Origin of the sequence: Lichenicoccus sp. (genome assembly GCF_965276875.1) — a bacterium.
Lineage (GTDB): Bacteria > Pseudomonadota > Alphaproteobacteria > Acetobacterales > Acetobacteraceae > Lichenicoccus.
This window is the reverse complement of the sequence record NZ_OZ255701.1, coordinates 4,086,638-4,102,472: the sequence shown is the minus strand read 5'-3', so window position 1 is coordinate 4,102,472 and position 15,835 is coordinate 4,086,638. Positions and strand designations below refer to the sequence as shown.

Annotated in this window: 20 protein-coding genes; 11 read left to right on the top strand and 9 right to left on the bottom strand. The window is 66.0% G+C overall.

Going from position 1 to position 15,835, the window contains the following annotated elements; genetic code table 11:
• Positions 1-5 precede the first annotated feature (5 nt).
• Both mlaD and ACQY4K_RS19890 read right to left on the bottom strand, forming a co-directional pair.
• Positions 6-503, bottom strand: a complete 498-nt coding sequence (mlaD, locus tag ACQY4K_RS19895; RefSeq protein ID WP_428391924.1) for an outer membrane lipid asymmetry maintenance protein MlaD — start codon at positions 501-503, stop codon at positions 6-8.
• On the bottom strand, positions 500-862 hold the full coding sequence (locus ACQY4K_RS19890) for an NADH-ubiquinone oxidoreductase subunit NDUFA12 family protein (RefSeq protein WP_428391923.1): 363 nt from the start codon (positions 860-862) through the stop codon (positions 500-502). Before ACQY4K_RS19890 ends, mlaD begins: the two co-directional genes overlap by 4 nt.
• 161 nt (positions 863-1,023) lie before the next feature.
• Here ACQY4K_RS19890 and ACQY4K_RS19885 point away from each other — a divergent pair, with 161 nt between their 5' ends.
• The 4 genes from ACQY4K_RS19885 to ACQY4K_RS19870 all read left to right on the top strand — a co-directional run bounded on the left by ACQY4K_RS19885 (position 1,024) and on the right by ACQY4K_RS19870 (position 4,404).
• Positions 1,024-2,502, top strand: coding sequence for a vitamin B12-dependent ribonucleotide reductase (locus ACQY4K_RS19885; protein ID WP_428391922.1), 1,479 nt, complete (start codon positions 1,024-1,026; stop codon positions 2,500-2,502).
• Position 2,503: 1 nt separating this feature from the next.
• On the top strand, positions 2,504-2,968 hold the full coding sequence (locus ACQY4K_RS19880; RefSeq protein WP_428391921.1) for a RidA family protein: 465 nt from the start codon (positions 2,504-2,506) through the stop codon (positions 2,966-2,968).
• 49 nt (positions 2,969-3,017) lie between these two features.
• Complete coding sequence (locus tag ACQY4K_RS19875; protein WP_428391920.1) at positions 3,018-4,178, top strand: GNAT family N-acetyltransferase; 1,161 nt, start codon at positions 3,018-3,020, stop codon at positions 4,176-4,178.
• A gap of 61 nt (positions 4,179-4,239) precedes the next feature.
• Complete coding sequence (locus tag ACQY4K_RS19870; RefSeq protein WP_428391919.1) at positions 4,240-4,404, top strand: DUF2934 domain-containing protein; 165 nt, start codon at positions 4,240-4,242, stop codon at positions 4,402-4,404.
• A 4-nt stretch (positions 4,405-4,408) separates the two neighbouring features.
• Here ACQY4K_RS19870 and ACQY4K_RS19865 read toward each other — a convergent pair whose 3' ends face one another.
• The 4 genes from ACQY4K_RS19865 to ACQY4K_RS19850 all read right to left on the bottom strand — a co-directional run bounded on the left by ACQY4K_RS19865 (position 4,409) and on the right by ACQY4K_RS19850 (position 7,028).
• Positions 4,409-5,629, bottom strand: a complete 1,221-nt coding sequence (locus tag ACQY4K_RS19865; RefSeq protein WP_428391918.1) for an NADP-dependent isocitrate dehydrogenase — start codon at positions 5,627-5,629, stop codon at positions 4,409-4,411.
• Between the two features lie 81 nt (positions 5,630-5,710).
• The gene (gene fliP / locus ACQY4K_RS19860; RefSeq protein ID WP_428396234.1) at positions 5,711-6,439 is read right to left on the bottom strand and encodes a flagellar type III secretion system pore protein FliP; all 729 of its coding nucleotides are present in this window, start codon (positions 6,437-6,439) and stop codon (positions 5,711-5,713) included.
• A gap of 38 nt (positions 6,440-6,477) precedes the next feature.
• Complete coding sequence (locus ACQY4K_RS19855; RefSeq protein ID WP_428391917.1) at positions 6,478-6,765, bottom strand: flagellar biosynthetic protein FliO; 288 nt, start codon at positions 6,763-6,765, stop codon at positions 6,478-6,480.
• A complete protein-coding gene (locus tag ACQY4K_RS19850) occupies positions 6,744-7,028 on the bottom strand; it encodes a hypothetical protein (protein WP_428391916.1) in 285 nt (94 codons plus the stop codon). The genes ACQY4K_RS19855 and ACQY4K_RS19850 overlap by 22 nt, the downstream gene beginning before the upstream one ends.
• A 128-nt stretch (positions 7,029-7,156) precedes the next feature.
• Here ACQY4K_RS19850 and ACQY4K_RS19845 point away from each other — a divergent pair, with 128 nt between their 5' ends.
• The 7 genes from ACQY4K_RS19845 (at position 7,157) to recA (ending at position 11,633) form a co-directional block, all read left to right on the top strand.
• Positions 7,157-7,537, top strand: a complete 381-nt coding sequence (locus ACQY4K_RS19845) for a flagellar basal body rod protein FlgB (RefSeq protein WP_428391915.1) — start codon at positions 7,157-7,159, stop codon at positions 7,535-7,537.
• 3 nt (positions 7,538-7,540) lie between these two features.
• Positions 7,541-7,948 (top strand): flagellar basal body rod protein FlgC, encoded by a 408-nt coding sequence (flgC, locus tag ACQY4K_RS19840; RefSeq protein WP_428391914.1) that lies wholly within the window; start codon positions 7,541-7,543, stop codon positions 7,946-7,948.
• Complete coding sequence (fliE, locus tag ACQY4K_RS19835; RefSeq protein ID WP_428391913.1) at positions 7,945-8,277, top strand: flagellar hook-basal body complex protein FliE; 333 nt, start codon at positions 7,945-7,947, stop codon at positions 8,275-8,277. Before flgC ends, fliE begins: the two co-directional genes overlap by 4 nt.
• Before the next feature lie 16 nt (positions 8,278-8,293).
• On the top strand, positions 8,294-8,566 hold the full coding sequence (gene fliQ / locus ACQY4K_RS19830) for a flagellar biosynthesis protein FliQ (RefSeq protein ID WP_428391912.1): 273 nt from the start codon (positions 8,294-8,296) through the stop codon (positions 8,564-8,566).
• Complete coding sequence (locus ACQY4K_RS19825; RefSeq protein ID WP_428391911.1) at positions 8,563-9,342, top strand: flagellar biosynthetic protein FliR; 780 nt, start codon at positions 8,563-8,565, stop codon at positions 9,340-9,342. Before fliQ ends, ACQY4K_RS19825 begins: the two co-directional genes overlap by 4 nt.
• Positions 9,343-9,349: 7 nt before the next feature.
• The gene (locus tag ACQY4K_RS19820; protein ID WP_428391910.1) at positions 9,350-10,432 is read left to right on the top strand and encodes an EscU/YscU/HrcU family type III secretion system export apparatus switch protein; all 1,083 of its coding nucleotides are present in this window, start codon (positions 9,350-9,352) and stop codon (positions 10,430-10,432) included.
• 163 nt (positions 10,433-10,595) lie between these two features.
• Positions 10,596-11,633: a recombinase RecA gene (gene recA / locus ACQY4K_RS19815; protein ID WP_428391909.1), complete on the top strand. Its 1,038-nt coding sequence runs from the start codon at positions 10,596-10,598 to the stop codon at positions 11,631-11,633.
• A gap of 12 nt (positions 11,634-11,645) precedes the next feature.
• On the opposite strand, the gene speE is transcribed toward recA, so the two are convergent.
• From speE to ACQY4K_RS19800, 3 genes are all read right to left on the bottom strand, one after another.
• Positions 11,646-12,512, bottom strand: coding sequence for a polyamine aminopropyltransferase (gene speE / locus ACQY4K_RS19810; RefSeq protein WP_428391908.1), 867 nt, complete (start codon positions 12,510-12,512; stop codon positions 11,646-11,648).
• Entirely contained in the window at positions 12,509-12,976 is a 468-nt protein-coding gene (gene speD / locus ACQY4K_RS19805; RefSeq protein WP_428391907.1) for an adenosylmethionine decarboxylase, read from the bottom strand. The genes speE and speD overlap by 4 nt, the downstream gene beginning before the upstream one ends.
• Positions 12,977-13,126: 150 nt before the next feature.
• Complete coding sequence (locus tag ACQY4K_RS19800) at positions 13,127-15,814, bottom strand: hypothetical protein (protein ID WP_428391906.1); 2,688 nt, start codon at positions 15,812-15,814, stop codon at positions 13,127-13,129.
• Positions 15,815-15,835 lie beyond the last annotated feature (21 nt).

Sequence of the window (15,835 nt, the reverse complement as noted above, 5' to 3'; positions counted from 1 at the left end):
CGGGATCATTGCGGCGCAAGACCCCCGTTCTGGTCCTGCTTGGACGCCGAGTTGGTGACGCTGAAGATGAACTTGCTGAGCAGTTGCTCCAGGCTGATCGAGCCCTGGGTCTGGGTGATGCGGCTGCCGGGTGCCAGCATACTACTCGCGCCGCCGGGCGAGAGCGAGAGGTACTTGCCGCCGAGCAGGCTGTCAGAGGTGACGACGACCGAGCTGTCGGTCGGCAGCTTGATGTCGGGGCGGATGGTCATCGTCACCACCGCCTGGAAGTCCTTGGGGTTGACCGTCTCCTTGACCACCTGGCCGACATTGACGCCGGCCATGCGCACGTCCGAGCCGACATCGAGGCCGTCGACATGGCCGAACCGCGCGGTCAACTGATAGCCGCTCTCGCTCTTGCGGCCATTGCCGATGATGGCGGCGACGATCAGCCCGGCCAGGAGTGCCAGCACCACAAGGCCGGCGGCGAGTTCGATCGGGTCATGCCGGCGCGCCACACTCAAGCGTCGGGTGTCCACGATTCGTAGTCGCCGCGGCCGGCGCGTCGATGGCCGCCGAGATAGTCGCTTCCAGGTGGACGATAGCCGGCGGGATCGCCGGTGCGGTTCGGCTGGAATGGCAATTGCCAGGGCTTGCGCGCACTCGGCGGCAGCGGTGCGTCGTCGGCGTAGTGCAGCCAGTTCCACCATTCCGCCGGCACCGACGAGGCATCCTCGCCAGGACGGTAGATCACCCAGCGCCGCACCCGACGTGGGCCGGCCTGGGTGCGCCGCCGCTCCTGATAATAGGCGCGGCCGTCGGCGTCCTTGCCGATCAGCCGGCCCCTTAGCAGGGTGAACAGGCGGGTTCCGATGGTGGTCATGGGGCGAGATATACGCAAAGCCCGGGGTCCGGTCCATCCGCGCCGAGTTATCCCGGATATCCACAACATGCTGTGGCTGGGATAGCCAACGGACACCAGGATATGTCTTGGGATCGCGCCGAGCGCCGCGTAGCATAAGGTCTCCGGCCGGAGGTCACTCGATGAAACTGCACCATCTATGGAACGGGGTGCGGATGCGCACGGTGCTCACCGATACGGACGCGTTCGACGATGGCGGCGGTATGCGGCGAGCCGTCACCCTGCCGGTCGGCTGGGACGACGCAGCCGCCGCGGCTCTTGCCCATCTGGCGCCCGGAACTGGCGTGGTTGCATTGCCGGTGCTGGCCGCCCGCTGGATCGCGCCGCTCGCGGCCGCCAGCCCCGATCTGCAACAGCGCCCCGGTCTTGAACAACGCCTGATCGCGCTGCTGCTGCGGCGCGCGGCCTGCCCCGGAGAGACGGTCTGGCGCGGCGCCGCGACGGAGGCGGCGTGCTTTGTGCTCAACCTCGCATCGTTCGCCGAGCCGGGCGCGGGCTTCGATCTGGTGTCCTTCGTCGCCGCCCTGGACACAATCGCAGAGACCCTGCGTCTGCTCGGCAGCCGGTCGGCGCGGCTGCTGCTCGGCAATCTCGATGCCGGCCTTGCGGGCCTTGGCCTCGACTACGACTCCGACGCTGGCCGCGACGTCGCCGCCTGCCTATCGGCGCTGGCCATGGCGACACTCCATCCGGGCGCCGTCGTCTCCCGTGCTGCCGGCGCGGCACCGCCACGGCACTGCGTCGTGACCGGGCTGGCCGAACAAGCCGGCGCCGCCTGGCAAGCGGCTCGCGCGCAGGCACCCGACCTGTTCCTCGCCCCGCTCGTCATCGAGACCGGGTTCTCCGCGCCAGGACCGGTCGACGCCTTGCTCGGGTTCGAGGCCTCGGGCATGGCGCCGGTGTTCTCGCCGCTGACCCATGATGGCCGCTTGGCGGGCAGCACGCGCTCCCGTCTGGCGGCGCGCGGCATCGGCCCGGAGGCGGCGTTCGCGGCCAGCCTCGCCGGCACCAGCGTGCTGCGCGCCGCCGGAGCCAGCGCGATGCAGGCGATGCAGCGTGCCGTCGGTCCGTTTGTCGATTGCGCGCCGTCGCAGACAGCCCCGGCCGCCGCGCCGCACGCGGTGCCAACCCGGCGCGAGCTGCCGGCACGACATGGCGGCTTTACCCAGAAGGCCGTCGTCGGCGGTCATCGGCTGTTCGTGCGCACCGGCGAATACGAGGACGGCAGCCTGGGCGAACTCGCGATCGCCGCGGTCCGCGAAGGCTCGGCACAGCGCGGGCTGATGGACGCCTTCAGCCAGGCGGTCAGCCTCGGCCTGCAGCACGGTGTGCCGCTCGCAGCCTATGTCGAGGCGTTCGCCTATAGCCGCTTCGGTCCGCACGGCGCTGTCGAGGGCGACGCCGCGGTCAACAGCGCCACCTCGTTGCTGGACTACGCCTTTCGCACCCTGGCACAGGCCTATCTCGGACGCAGCCTGCCTGACGGCCCGCCGGTCGAGGCCGAGGACAGCCCATCGGGCGACGCGCTGCTGCCGCTCGATCTGCCGCTAGCCGCCAATGTCGGGGTGCGGCGGCGCCATGGCTTGCGGCTGGTCGGCTGAGATGGCGTCGTTACGCGAGCAGAAGCTGGCGGACCTCGGGGTGACGCTGCCCACGGCCGCGGCCCCCGTCGCCAACTACGTCGCCGCCGTGCGCACCGGCACGCTGCTGGTGGTCTCCGGCCAGTTGCCGCTCGTCGAAGGGCGTCTGAGCGCCACCGGCAAGCTCGGCGGCGGCGTCGGCATCGAGCAGGGTGCGGCGGCGGCGCGGGCCTGCGCGATCAACCTGCTGGCGCAGATCAAGGCGACCTTGGGATCACTGGACGGCGTGGTGCGGGTCGTGCGGCTTGGCGGCTTCATCGCCTGCACCGCCGACTTCACGCAACACGCAACCGTGATGAACGGCGCCTCCGACCTTATGGCCGCCGTGTTCGGCGAGAGCGGCCGGCATGCCCGCTCGACGATCGGGGTGCCGTCGCTGCCGCTGGATGCCCCGGTGGAGGTCGAAGGCCTGTTCGAGATCGCATGAGGCGCGTCTGCACCGTTGTGCGGCTTTTCTGTTGCGCCATATCGGACGCATGACGCAACCGGCGCTCGCGCTCACCCTCCATGCCGCCATCAGGGAGATCGACCCGGCTGCATGGGATTTGTGCGCCGGCGACGACAACCCGTTCGTCAGTCACGCCTTCCTCTCCGCCGTCGAGGATAGCGGCTCGGCCGGCCCGCGCACCGGCTGGATGCCGCGGCATGCAACGTTGAACGAGGGCGCCCGGCTGCTGGCGGCAGCCCCGATGTATGCCAAGTCGCACAGCTACGGCGAATACGTCTTCGATCATGGCTGGGCAGCCGCCTTCGAGCGTGCCGGCGGACGCTACTATCCCAAGCTGCAGGTCGCATCCCCGTTCAGCCCGGTCTCCGGGCCGCGGCTGCTGTTGCGCGCCGACCTCCCCGCCGAGCGGCGCCCGGCAATCCGGCGCGCGCTGGCGGCAGGGCTGAGCCAGAGCTGTTCGGAGCTGCGCCTGTCATCGGTGCACGTGACCTTCTGCGAGGCCGAGGAATACGAGGAACTCGGGGCCGCCGGCTGGCTGCAGCGCCTTGGCACGCAGTTCCACTGGGAGAACGCAGGCTATAGTTGCTTCGAGGATTTTCTCGCCGGATTGAGTTCGCGCAAGCGCAAGAGCGTGCGGCGGGAGCGGCGCGACGCCAATGCGTGCGGCCTGACCTATCGCACCCTACGCGGAACCGCGATTACGGCGGCGCACTGGAAGGCATTCCACCGCTTCTACCTGGCGACGGTGGACCGTAAATGGGGCAGCGCCTATCTGAGCGAGCGCTTCTTTCCGCTGCTCTCGCAACGGCTTGGCGACCGAGTCGTGCTGATGCTCGCCGAGCATGACGGACGTCCGGTCGCAGGCGCGCTAAACCTGCTCGGCGCAGAGACGCTCTACGGACGCAACTGGGGCTGCGTCGGCGACTGGCCGTTCCTGCATTTCGAGCTCTGCTACTACCGCGCCATCGAGTTCGCGATCGAACACGGTCTGCGTCGGGTCGAGGCGGGCGCGCAGGGCGAGCACAAGATCCAGCGCGGCTACCTGCCGCGGCCGACCTATTCGGCGCATTGGATTGCCCATCCCGGTCTGCGGGACGCGGTGGCCAATTATCTGGAGGAGGAACGCAGCGCCCGTCTCGTCGAGATGGAACAGCTCGCAACCCTGTCGCCTTATCGACAAGAGGCATGACCTGCCAGGCAACGCCAAGGCTTTCGGGCCGTTCTCCCTATCCGGGCCAGGACAAACGACAATGAGCGAGGAAGCAAAACTTTACGACGAGCGTGTGCGGCTACGCGCCTACGAACTCTGGGAGAAGGATGGCCGACCGCACGGTCGCAACGATGCCTATTGGGAGGAGGCGCTGCGCCAAATCAAGGCGCAGGATCGCGGCACCGCCTCCGTGGTCCCGCAATAACACCCTACCCGTGCGGTATAGCGACCCGCAGGTTCTCGTCGATCTTGCCGAGGAACGCCTCCGTATTGAGCCAGCTCTGCTCGGGTCCGACCAGCAGCGCGAGATCCTTGGTCATCAGGCCAGACTCCACGGTTTGAACGCACACCCGCTCCAGAGTCTCGGCGAACTGCGTCACATCGGGCGTGTCATCAAAGCGGCCGCGGTAGATGAGGCCACGTGTCCAGGCGAAGATGGAGGCGATCGGATTGGTGCTGGTCTGCCGGCCCTTCTGGTGTTCGCGAAAGTGCCGCGTGACCGTACCGTGCGCCGCCTCGGCTTCGACCGTGTTGCCGTCCGGCGCCAGCAACACCGAGGTCATCAGGCCCAGGCTGCCGAAGCCCTGTGCTACGATGTCGCTCTGCACGTCGCCGTCATAGTTCTTGCAGGCCCAGAGATAGCCGCCGGACCATTTCAGCGCCGCCGCCACCATGTCGTCGATCAGCCGGTGCTCGTAGGTCAGCCCCAGCCGCCCGAAATCGTCCTTGAACTCGGCATCGAACACCGCCTGGAACACATCCTTGAACATGCCGTCATAGGCCTTGAGGATGGTGTTCTTGGTGGACAGATACACCGGCAGTTTGCGGTCGCGGCCGTAGCTAAAGCAGGCATGCGCGAAGCCCTCGATCGAGGCCTTGGTGTTATGGGTCGCGAGCACGACGCCGGGGCCGGTGAAGTCGTGCACCTCAAGTTCCATCGGCGCACCGCCGTCGGCGGGCGTGTAGGTGAGTGTGACGGTTCCGGGGCCCGGGATCTTGGTCTCCGTGGCACGGTAGATGTCGCCGTAGGCGTGCCGGCCTATGACGATCGGCTGGGTCCAGTGCGGCACCAGGCGCGGCACGTTCGCGCAGATGATCGGTTCGCGGAAGATGGTGCCGTCGAGCACATTGCGTATGGTGCCGTTCGGCGAGCGCCACATCTTCTTCAGCTTGAACTCCCCAACCCGGGCTTCATCCGGCGTAATCGTCGCGCATTTCACGCCGACACCGTAAGTCTTGATCGCGTGCGCGGCATCAAGCGTCACCTGATCGTCGGTCGCATCACGGTGCTCGATCCCGAGATCATAGTATTTCAGATCGATATCCAAATAAGGCACGATGAGCTTCTCTCTGATGAAGCTCCAGATGATCCGCGTCATCTCGTCGCCGTCGATCTCGACGACCGGTTCCTTCACCTTGATCTTTGCCATGACTTCGTCCCGCGATGGATCCTGCCGACTCGCGCCGGTCGCGCCTTCTTTGGCACTCTCCGCCGCACCGGACAAGGCAGGTTAAGGCGCGAAGCTCTGCACAAGGCTGCCCGCGATCATGTGCCAGCCATCGATCAGCACGAAAAAGATCAGCTTGAAGGGCAGCGAGACGGCACTCGGCGGCAGCATCATCATGCCCAGGCCCATCAGCACGCTCGACACAACGATATCGATCACCAGAAACGGCATGTAGAGCAGGAAGCCCATCTCGAAGCCGCGTCGCAGCTCGCCGACCATGAACGCCGGGACCAGCGCCCGCCAGGGCGTGTCGGCGGCCGTGTGCGGAGCCGGCAGCTTGGCGATGTCGAGGAATAGGCTGAGATCCGGCGGCCTGACATTCTGCAGCATGAAATGTCGGAACGGCTCCGCCGCGCCGCGCAGCCCGTCCATCTCGCTCACGCTGCCGGCGAGCAGCGGCGAGACCCCGTGATCCCAGGATTGTTGCAACACAGGCTGCATGACGAAAAAGGTCAGGAACAATGCCAGGCCGATGATCACCGTGTTAGGCGGCGTCCCTTGCGCGCCCAACGCACCGCGCAGCAGCGACAGCACGATGACGATGCGGGTAAAGGCGGTCACCATCACCAGCAGGCTCGGCGCCAGCGACAGCAAGGTAATCAGCGCGGTAAGCTGAACCAGCCGGCCGGTGGCGCCGGTGCTCCCGGCATGACCGAGATCGATGCTGATGGATTGCGCATGGGCCCCGGCCGGCAGCAGCACGAGAACCAACAGCAAGGGCAGCAACAGCATGGACGGCAGCAGGATGGGCGACAGCAGGCGGGCCCCTCTCATCCGTCCTGCTCCTCCGCGCTCGCCTTGGCAGCGGGCGGCAGCCAGCCGAGCAGCACGTCCGAGGACCCGCCGGTCAGGAGCAACACCTGCTGGCCGCGGACGCCGACCAGGCAGAGCCGGCGCTTCGGATCAAGCGACAGCGACGCATCGAGCGACAGCACACCGTCCGCGCGCCTGCGCCCGGTGAGGCGGCCCGCGAATCCCGAGCCGAAGCGCGCGAGCAGGATCATGCCAATCACGCCGCCGAGAGCCGCTCCGACCGTCAGGATGTCGTGGATACGCACCCCACCTCCCCCGCGGAGGGCTCGATCAGCGGTATGGTGGCGTCCAGTTCGGCCCGCAGCGTCAGCAGACGCGCGCGCAGCCGTGCCTTGTCGTCTGGCCCCGCCTCGAGGCATCTGGCGCAAAGCGCCTCGACCTGGGTGTCAAGCCCGTCCAGGCAGACTGTCCGACCGCCAAGCATCAACGCACGCGCGACGCGCATCGTCCGGATCATGCCATCCACTGACGCTTCGATCTCTGGAGTGCCCGCCTGCGATCTGGTCATAACGGGCTTATGACATACCACCGCTAACATTTCGATAACGAATTAAGAGGACCGACCCTGAGCGCGATTAACCTTTCGTAAAGAGGTTTGCCTCAAGCTGCGTGCTCCGTACTGGGAGGGGCATCGAGATGGACGCTGCGTCGACCGATATTTTCGGGCTCGCACAAAGCAAGCTGACCTGGCTGCAGGACCGCCAGGGTGTGCTGGCCCGCAACATCGCCAATGCCGATACGCCGAACTATCAACCTCGCGACGAACAGCCGTTCTCGGCGACCCTCTCCGCCATGACCGTCGCACCGGTGCTGACGAACCCGATGGATATCGCCGGATCCGAGCCGACCGCCGGCACGATCCTCGAGCAAAGCGACAGCCGCGCGCCGGACGGCAACGCGGTCTCCGTCGAAAAAGAAATGACCCTGGTCGCCGATACCGACAACCAGCAGCGCCTGGTGACCAACCTCTACGGCAAATACATGTCGATGTTCGAGACCGCTTTGGGCAAGGGCTAAGCGATGGATATCTCGAGCGCGCTGGACATCTCCTCATCGGGCATGGAGGCGCAGACCACCCGACTGCGTGTCATCGCCGAGAACCTGGCCAATCAGGACACCACCGGTGCCACGCCGGGTGCTGATCCATACCGCCGCAAGACCGTAACCTTCAACGAAACGCTCGATCCCGCCGTCGGCACGCCGACCGTATCAGTGGAGCGGATCGGCGAGGACATGACCCCCTTCACGCTGAAATACGATCCCTCCCACCCCGCGGCGAACGCCCAGGGCTACGTCAAGATGCCCAATGTCAACAGCTTCGTGGAGTTGATGGACATGCGTGAAGCGGAACGTTCCTATAGCGCCAACCTGAACGTCATGCAGGCCACGCGCTCGATGCTGACACGCACGATCGATCTGCTGAAATGAGTGCGCCGCTCGCAATGACGCCGGCCGGTGCCGCCAGTGCCTATGGGAAGGTGCAGGGCGCAAGCGCCACCGGCGTCGACGACCTTGCCGATCCCATATCCGGCGCTGACGGGTCGGGGTTCGGCTCGACCTTGCATCGTGCGCTCGACAATGTCGTCCAGACCGGCCACGCGGCGGACGTGCAGACCGCGCACGGAATCGCCGGCGACGGCAACATCACCGACGTGGTGATGGCGGTGTCGCGCGCCCAGCTCGCTTTGCAGTCGACGGTGGCAATACGCGACAAGGTCGTTCAGGCCTACCAGGACGTCATGAAGATGTCGATCTGAGCTGGAGGACCTGTCGATGCAGGAAGCCGATGTCGCGAATGTCCTGCGCAGCCTGTTCATGGTGTCGCTCAAGCTCGGCGCGCCGGCGCTGCTCACCGCCATGATTGTCGGGCTGCTGATTTCGCTGCTCCAGGCGATCACCCAGATCAACGAGACCACACTCGCCTTCGTGCCGAAGGTGCTGGCACTTGGTGCGGCGCTGATGCTGGCCGGCCCCTTCATGTATGCGACGCTCTCCGACTATACCCTCACCCTCTTCGACCGTATGATCGCCTTAGGCGGCCAGTGACACCGGCAGACCAGGCGCTGCTGGCGCACCTGCCGGATCTGGCTTTCGGCGTCCTGCTTGTGCTCTGTCGCGTCAGTGGCGCGGTGATGGTGTTGCCGGGCTTTGGCGAAACCGAGGTGCCGGTGGTGCTGCGCGTTGGCCTCGCCGCCGGCATCACCGTGCTGATCTACCCCGCCGTCGCATCGCTGATGCCCCCAGCCGACGGCCCCGGCTTGCGCGCGTTCGCGCTCGTCGGCGCGGAACTCGGATGCGGCCTGCTGCTCGGATGGCTGGCGCGGCTGATGGCGCTGTCCCTGCCAATAGCGGGGCAGATCATTTCGACCATGATCGGCCTTTCCAGCGTATTGCAGCCGGACCCTGCACTCGGCTCGCAGACAACCGGCGTCAGCCGGGTGCTGGCGCTGGCGGCACCCGTGCTGGTGCTGTCGTCGGGCCTCTACGCCTTGCCGATCGGCGCACTCGCCGGCAGCTACCGGTTGTTCCCGCCAGGCACCCTGTTCTCCGCGGCCGATGCGGCGCAGAGCGTCGCGGCGGCAACCGAGGAATGCTTCGCCCTGGCGCTGCGCCTGGCAGCACCGCTCGTCCTTGCCGACATCATCTGGCAGGCGATGCTCGGTTTGCTGGCCAGGCTGGTGCCCAGCCTGCAGGTCTACAGCCTGTCGCTTCCCGGCCAGGTGCTTGGCGGGCTGCTGCTGGTCGCCTTGCTGATCGAACCAATCCTGTCGGCCTGGATGCAGGCGATGCAGTCCAGCTTCCCCACTTTGCCCAGCCTCTAGCGCAAGCATGGCCCAGGCGGACAAGGACGACCGGACAGAAGCCCCGTCCGCGAAGGCGCTCTCCAAAGCACGCGAGGACGGTCGGGTCGCGGTCTCGCGTGAGTTGCAGTCGCTATGCGGGCTCGGTTTCGGCGTGCTTGCGCTGATGATCGTGCTGCCGTCGCAGGCGGCCCTGTTCGCCGCGCGCATGCAGGGCCTGATGGAGAATGTCGGTCGGATCGACGTCTCCGGCGGTGGCGCGATCGCGGCGTGGCGGACGGCAATGGGGTTCTGTCCCGCCTTGGCGGCCCCGGTACTGCTGGCCGCCTCTGTGGGCGCCATCGCGGTGGGTTTGCTGCAGACCGGCTTCCTGCTGCACCTGGGATCGTTGATGCCAAAGCCGGGCCGGCTCAATCCGGGACGCGGCATTAAGCGGCTGTTCGGCGGCGAGACCCTTGTCGAAGGGCTGAAGTCGCTGGCCAAGCTGGCGGCGTTCGGGTTCGTCCTCTGGCATGTATTTGGCGGCCTGCTGATCACGCTGCCACGCGCCGTGGCTTGGCGGCCGGCAGCACTTGCCAGCCAGATGCTTGCCTTGACCTTGAAAGCCGCCCTGCTGGTGCTTGCCGTGCAGGCTGGGATCGCCCTGCTCGACGTCGTCTGGGTGCGCTACAAGCACTACGCGGAGCTGCGTATGAGCCGGCAGGAGCTGCGCGACGAGCATCGCGAGAGCGAGGGTGACCCGCAGGTCAAGGGCCGGCTGAGACAATTGCGCCGCCAACGCGCGGCACGGCGCATGATGGCGGCGGTGCCGAAAGCGACCGTGGTGATCACCAACCCCACGCACTATGCAGTGGCCCTCGCCTACGAGGGCGGCAGCAAGGCGGCCCCCCGAATCGTCGCCAAAGGCATGGACGAGTTGGCCGCCCGTATCCGCGAGGTGGCACAGGACAACAAGGTGCCGCTGGTCTCCAATCCGCCGCTGGCGCGTGCGCTCTATACGCTGCCGCTCGACTCCGAGGTGCCGCGCGAACACTTCCAGGTGGTTGCCGGGATCATCGCCTATGTCTGGCGTCTCCGCCGACCGCCGCCAGGCGGCCCGCCCGTACGATAGGGCGTCCTCGGGGCTTGTGCGATCATGTTCTGTTCCTGTAGAACAAATGCGAACGCTTTCTTGGTTTCCGTTAATGACTCGAAGCCAAGGCTGCCATGTGACACTCTCATGTGGCAGATCCTGGCACCTGGCAGAGTCTGGCTATCACGACTGGAGAACGCTTATGGACAAGTCGAAGGCGCTCGAAGGCGCCCTCAGCCAGATCGAACGGGCCTTCGGCAAGGGCTCGATCATGCGCATGGGACAGCGACCGAGCGAAGTCGCGGAGGTCATCTCCAGCGGCTCGCTGGGGCTCGACATCGCGCTCGGCATTGGCGGCTTGCCGCGTGGCCGGATCATTGAGGTCTACGGGCCGGAAAGCTCGGGCAAGACGACCATGGCGCTGCATGCCATCGCCGAGGCGCAAAAGCGCGGCGGCACCTGCGCCTTCATCGACGCCGAGCATGCGCTTGATCCGGGCTACGCCCGCAAGCTCGGTGTCGACGTCGACAACCTGCTGATCAGCCAACCGGATGCCGGCGAGCAGGCCCTGGAGATCGCCGACACCCTGGTTCGGTCCGGTGCCGTGGACGTCCTGGTGGTGGACAGCGTCGCTGCCCTGGTGCCGCGCGCCGAACTCGATGGCGAAATGGGCGACAGCCATGTCGGGCTGCATGCGCGCCTGATGAGCCAGGCCTTGCGCAAGCTGACCGGTTCCGTGTCGCGATCCAACACGATGCTGATCTTCCTCAACCAGATCAGGTCCAAGATCGGCGTCATGTTCGGCAGCCCCGAGACCACGACCGGGGGCAATGCCCTGAAATTCTACGCCTCGATCCGCCTGGACATCCGACGCATCGGCCAGATCAAGGAGCGTGACGAGGTCGTCGGCAATCAGACCCGGATCAAGGTCGTCAAGAACAAGATGGCGCCGCCGTTCAGGCAGGTCGAGTTCGACATCATGTATGGCGAGGGCGTCAGCAAGATGGGCGAACTGATCGATCTCGGCGTGAAGGCCAGTATTGTCGAGAAGTCAGGCGCCTGGTTCAGCTACGACAGCCAGCGGATCGGCCAGGGACGTGAGAACTCCAAGCAGTTCCTGCGCGAGCACCCGGAGATGGTGGCGGCAATCGAAAAGCGGATCCGCGAACAGTCTGGCGTCGTAGCAAACGCCCTGATGGTCTCTCCCGACGAGCAGGAGACCGGCGAGGCCGCCGATTGATAGGCGATACCGTCAACCGGGAAGATGGGCCGCGATATAGGGCGGCAGGTTGAACGATCCGACATGGATTTCCGGTGTCCAGTACTGCGTTTTGCCGAGAATGCTTGAAGCGGTAGCGCGCGCGCGGATGAGTTCGACGTCCGCGTCCGCCAGCCCCTGACCCTTTGCCGCCACACCAAGCGTCATGAAACCGCCGACATAGGTCGGCACCGCCGCGACATAGGCCGACACGTGGGGAAAGGACTTCGCACGTCGAAGGCTGGTCTGGCGTAACTCGTCCGCCTGCATGAACGGAACGCCGCACTGATTGACGATCAGCCCGTTGGCGGTCAGGACCCGCGCGCTCTGCGCGTAGAAATCATCCGAAAAAAGCACTTCGCCAACGCCGATCGGGTCCGTGCTGTCGACGATGATGACGTCAAATGCATCTGCCGCCGCGGAGGCCACGTAATCGATCCCGTCGCCCACGATCACCTCCGCACGCGGGTCATCCCAAGCGTCGCCGGCGAGCGAAGGCAGGAACTCCCTGGCCAAGCGAATGACCTCGCCGTCGATCTCCACCATGACCGCCCTGCGCACTCCAGTATGCTGCAGCACCCGTCGCAGCACGGCGCCATCGCCGGCGCCGATGATCAACACGCTTTTGGCTGCCCCGTGCGCAAGCAGGGGAACGTGCGCGATCATCTCCTGATAGACGAACTCGTCACGCTCGGTGATCTGCACCACGCCGTCGAGTGCCAGAACGCGGCCATGCGTCTGGCTCTCAAAGATGGCAATGTCCTGAAAGTCGCTCTTCAGGGTTGCGAGCTCGCGCACAATGCGAAAGCGTTGGCCCCACCCTTCATAGAGGGTTTCGTCAAACCACGGCCGGCTCGTCACCTGCCCTGATCCGTCCCGCGGCGGCGCTCATCCAACACCACACGGCCAGCCTGGAACGTCAGTTGCAGCACCGGGACGGACAAATGCGGATCGCACGCGCCGCACATGAAAATGTCGATCGCGGCAAAATCACGCTCGGGCCACGTATGGATCGAGATGTGACTTTCCGCAAGCACAACGACCCCGGAGACGCCGCCATTCGGGGAAAAATGGTGAAAATGGCTGTGTAGGATCGTCGCCCCGGCAGCCAGTGCGGCCTCGCAAAGCGCACGATCAATTCTCGAGGGATCGGTCAGATTGCGGGCGTCCCAAAGATCCACCAGAAGATGGGTTCCGGCAAACCTGACCCCGTCCTTCTCGACAAAATAATCCTTGCAAGCCACCTCCTCCGAGGAAGGTGCGAGCGAAATCTGGTTATTGCTCGGAGAATCCGAGACCATCCCCAGTTGAGCAAGTGCGTTCATCACGTACCCCTGAACCAGCAGACGGCCTGTTGGGCGTAAACGCCCCCTAGGGCCAAGGGGGGCTGAATTAGGTCCTGAGGCACCACGATGCAAGGACTTTCTCGGCGGCAGGCCCCTCCCGCCAGCGGCTTCTGGACGATGCTGGCGATGTTACCGGGCGACGGAATCGAGTATGCCCGAGGCATGTCGGAGCGCCATCATCTCCGCGGCACCTGCTCCGGGGTTCGCCCCGTCTGCGCCCGGATCCGAAGTCAGCAGCTTGAACAGTGCCGCCTTCCCGGCATCCGCAACCCTGCCATCACCGAGCCCGCGTACAAGTTTCAGCCGCGCCGGATCGTTCGTCCGCGAGGCAGCGGAAGCTAGCCTGAGCAGCAGATCCTGATCCGAGGGCGAAAGCTTGCCTGTCGACGGCAGGCGCCGCCGCGCCAATTCCAGCAGACAGTCGGTCGATCCCGCCCAATCCTGTGTCCGGGCCAGAAAGCCGGCCCTCAGATCAAGGGCTGGCTCGCCGTCAATCGGTTGCAGCACAGAGAGCGCCTGCTTGATGTTCCCCTCCGCGGCAAGAGCACGTGCCATCATGATCGCGCGGGCGTGCGCAATCGGCGCCGGCAAGCCCGGCATGTCGGAGGCCTCGAGTGCGGCAAGCACCGCCGGCAGATTATTCTGCTGATAGTCCAGCCCCGCCAATTTCAGCCCAAGCTCGGCCCGGTCTGGACCGGGTGCTGCGGCGTTCATCATGTTGCGCACGATCGGTGACGCCCGCTCCGGCAGGTCCAGAGTCTCGAGCCTGGATGCAAGAAACAGAGAAACACGCGTGCCCTCCGAACCGCCGGGCAGCATGTCGGCATTGGCTTCAATCATCGCCGCCTGATCGAGTGCCTGCCCTTCCGCTGCGGCCGGAGATACCGCGCTGAGCCGCTTGAGCACCTCACCTACTCTGCGGCGCGCTTCGGCTTGGGTCGCCGGATAGAGTCTTGCGGTCTCCCGCAGCAGGTCCAGCGCCTTTTCCCATTGCCCGGCTTGCATACGCAGGTCAGCCAGATGCAACCGGCTCTCGGCCTCATGGCCGCCAATTCGGGCATCGAGCAAACGCGCGTCAAGTGCGTCCGCGAGCGCCTTCAGGTCGGCTTTTGGCTGCTTTTCGCGTATTGTCGAGGCCGCCTCGGCTGCCTTGTCGCCCACCACCCAGTCGGAGGATGCTCCCAGCCGGTCCAACGCGGCCAAAGCCACCTTCGGATGCCCCTGTCGGGCGCTCAGCAGCGCGCGGGCAAAGCTCAGCGACACGTCATCCGGGAGGTGTCCGACCAGCCCTGCCTGAGTATCCGTGCCGGCACGCACAAGTGTTTCGGCGGCAAGCGGGAGAAGGATGGTGCGCAGCGGTAATGGATAGGCTTCGAGCAGTGGCAGGTTGGCCGCGAACAGACGCGCCGCCTCCGACGAGGTCGGACTTTCGCGAGCAAGCCTCACCGCCCGCCAGAGCCCGGGCTCTCCGAGCGGGGCAATCGTTGGATCGTCGAGAAGTCCGGATGGATCCGATTTGCCGTCGAGCGCTGCGGCGGCACTCGCGACCAGGCGCGGCCGCAATGCATTCGCCTGCCGAGGGTCGTCGGCTCTGGCAACCTTGATGATCGTCGCGGCGTCCTGCCCATCGCCCAGCGCCAGCGCATCCTCAGCGGCACGAAGCCGCGGCACAAAGCGGGCCTCGGCGGGTGCTTCGGCGGCGTCCGCCCTGGCCTGCGTGAACCTTGTAGACAGCAAGACTGGGGACGCCGGCTCCAAAGCCATGACGCGCAGTGCCGCCGCACCCCGACCCGCACCCATTGCTGCGTTGAGGGCTGAGGCGGGAACGCCCGCCAGGAGAAAGCCGCCTGGGGTCGGCTGGAGCTCCAGCCGGTCAGAAAGTGGCTCGACAACAACGCCGAGGATGGTCCGGTCGAGCACAGCCGAACTGCCGTGCCGTGTCTCGCGCATCGCGTCCTCACCGTCCCTTACAGTGCCGACGAGCAGATTGCCTCCGGTCAGCGGGTTCGGCACAACGACGCTCTGTCCGGGATGGGCCAAGGGCAATTTAAGCCCGTTCACGTCAGGCGATGGCTTGATCGACGCAGGCTCAGGCAACGGCGGCGCCGCCTGAACCAGCCAGCCCGCAGCGACCCGTCGCAGCCCGAGCTGGTTCGGTCGACGCCCGGGAAATCGCACGATTGTCGCCGATGCAAGGAGCTGCACCGTGGAGCCGGCGCCAAGGGGGTCGCCCTGCACCGCGGAAAGATCAAACGGTCGTCGCGTATCCAGAACGACGAGCACGTCCTCGCCGCTTGCGAAGGCGGCCGCGCCACCGTCGGTCTCCAACGGCAACAACAGGCCATGCGTGGCAGACTGGCCATCATCAATGACGATCGCCGCGAGCGACACCGGAGCGGCACCTGGGGTGGCTGCACCGCCAGGTGGTTCCGCGACAAGCCTGTTGGGCACCGACGCGGGCGCCCCCGGCACCGGCTTGGCCCCTTCCACGACGGCAATGAGGCTGGTGGGCAGGCCAGGCAGGACCGAGTTTGTCTTGCTCGGCAGGGACGACACTGCCTTCGCTGACGACGGATCCGAATGCCTGGTTTGGGTGACCTTGGCCACCTCCAGGGCACGCCGAGGGAGACGCTTCCCACGCCCCCTCATATCGTGCGTGCGACGCCATGCGAGTACCGCCTCACGATGTGCCAGGATGCCGTCGCCGAAAAGATCGAGAAGCGCAAGCCCGGCATCCCGTTCGTCCTGGATCTCCCTGGTCTGTCGATCGGACGCTTGCGCCATCGCCCCAACCGAGGCGAGTGTCAGAACAGCCATCGATACGAGCACGAGTGCCCG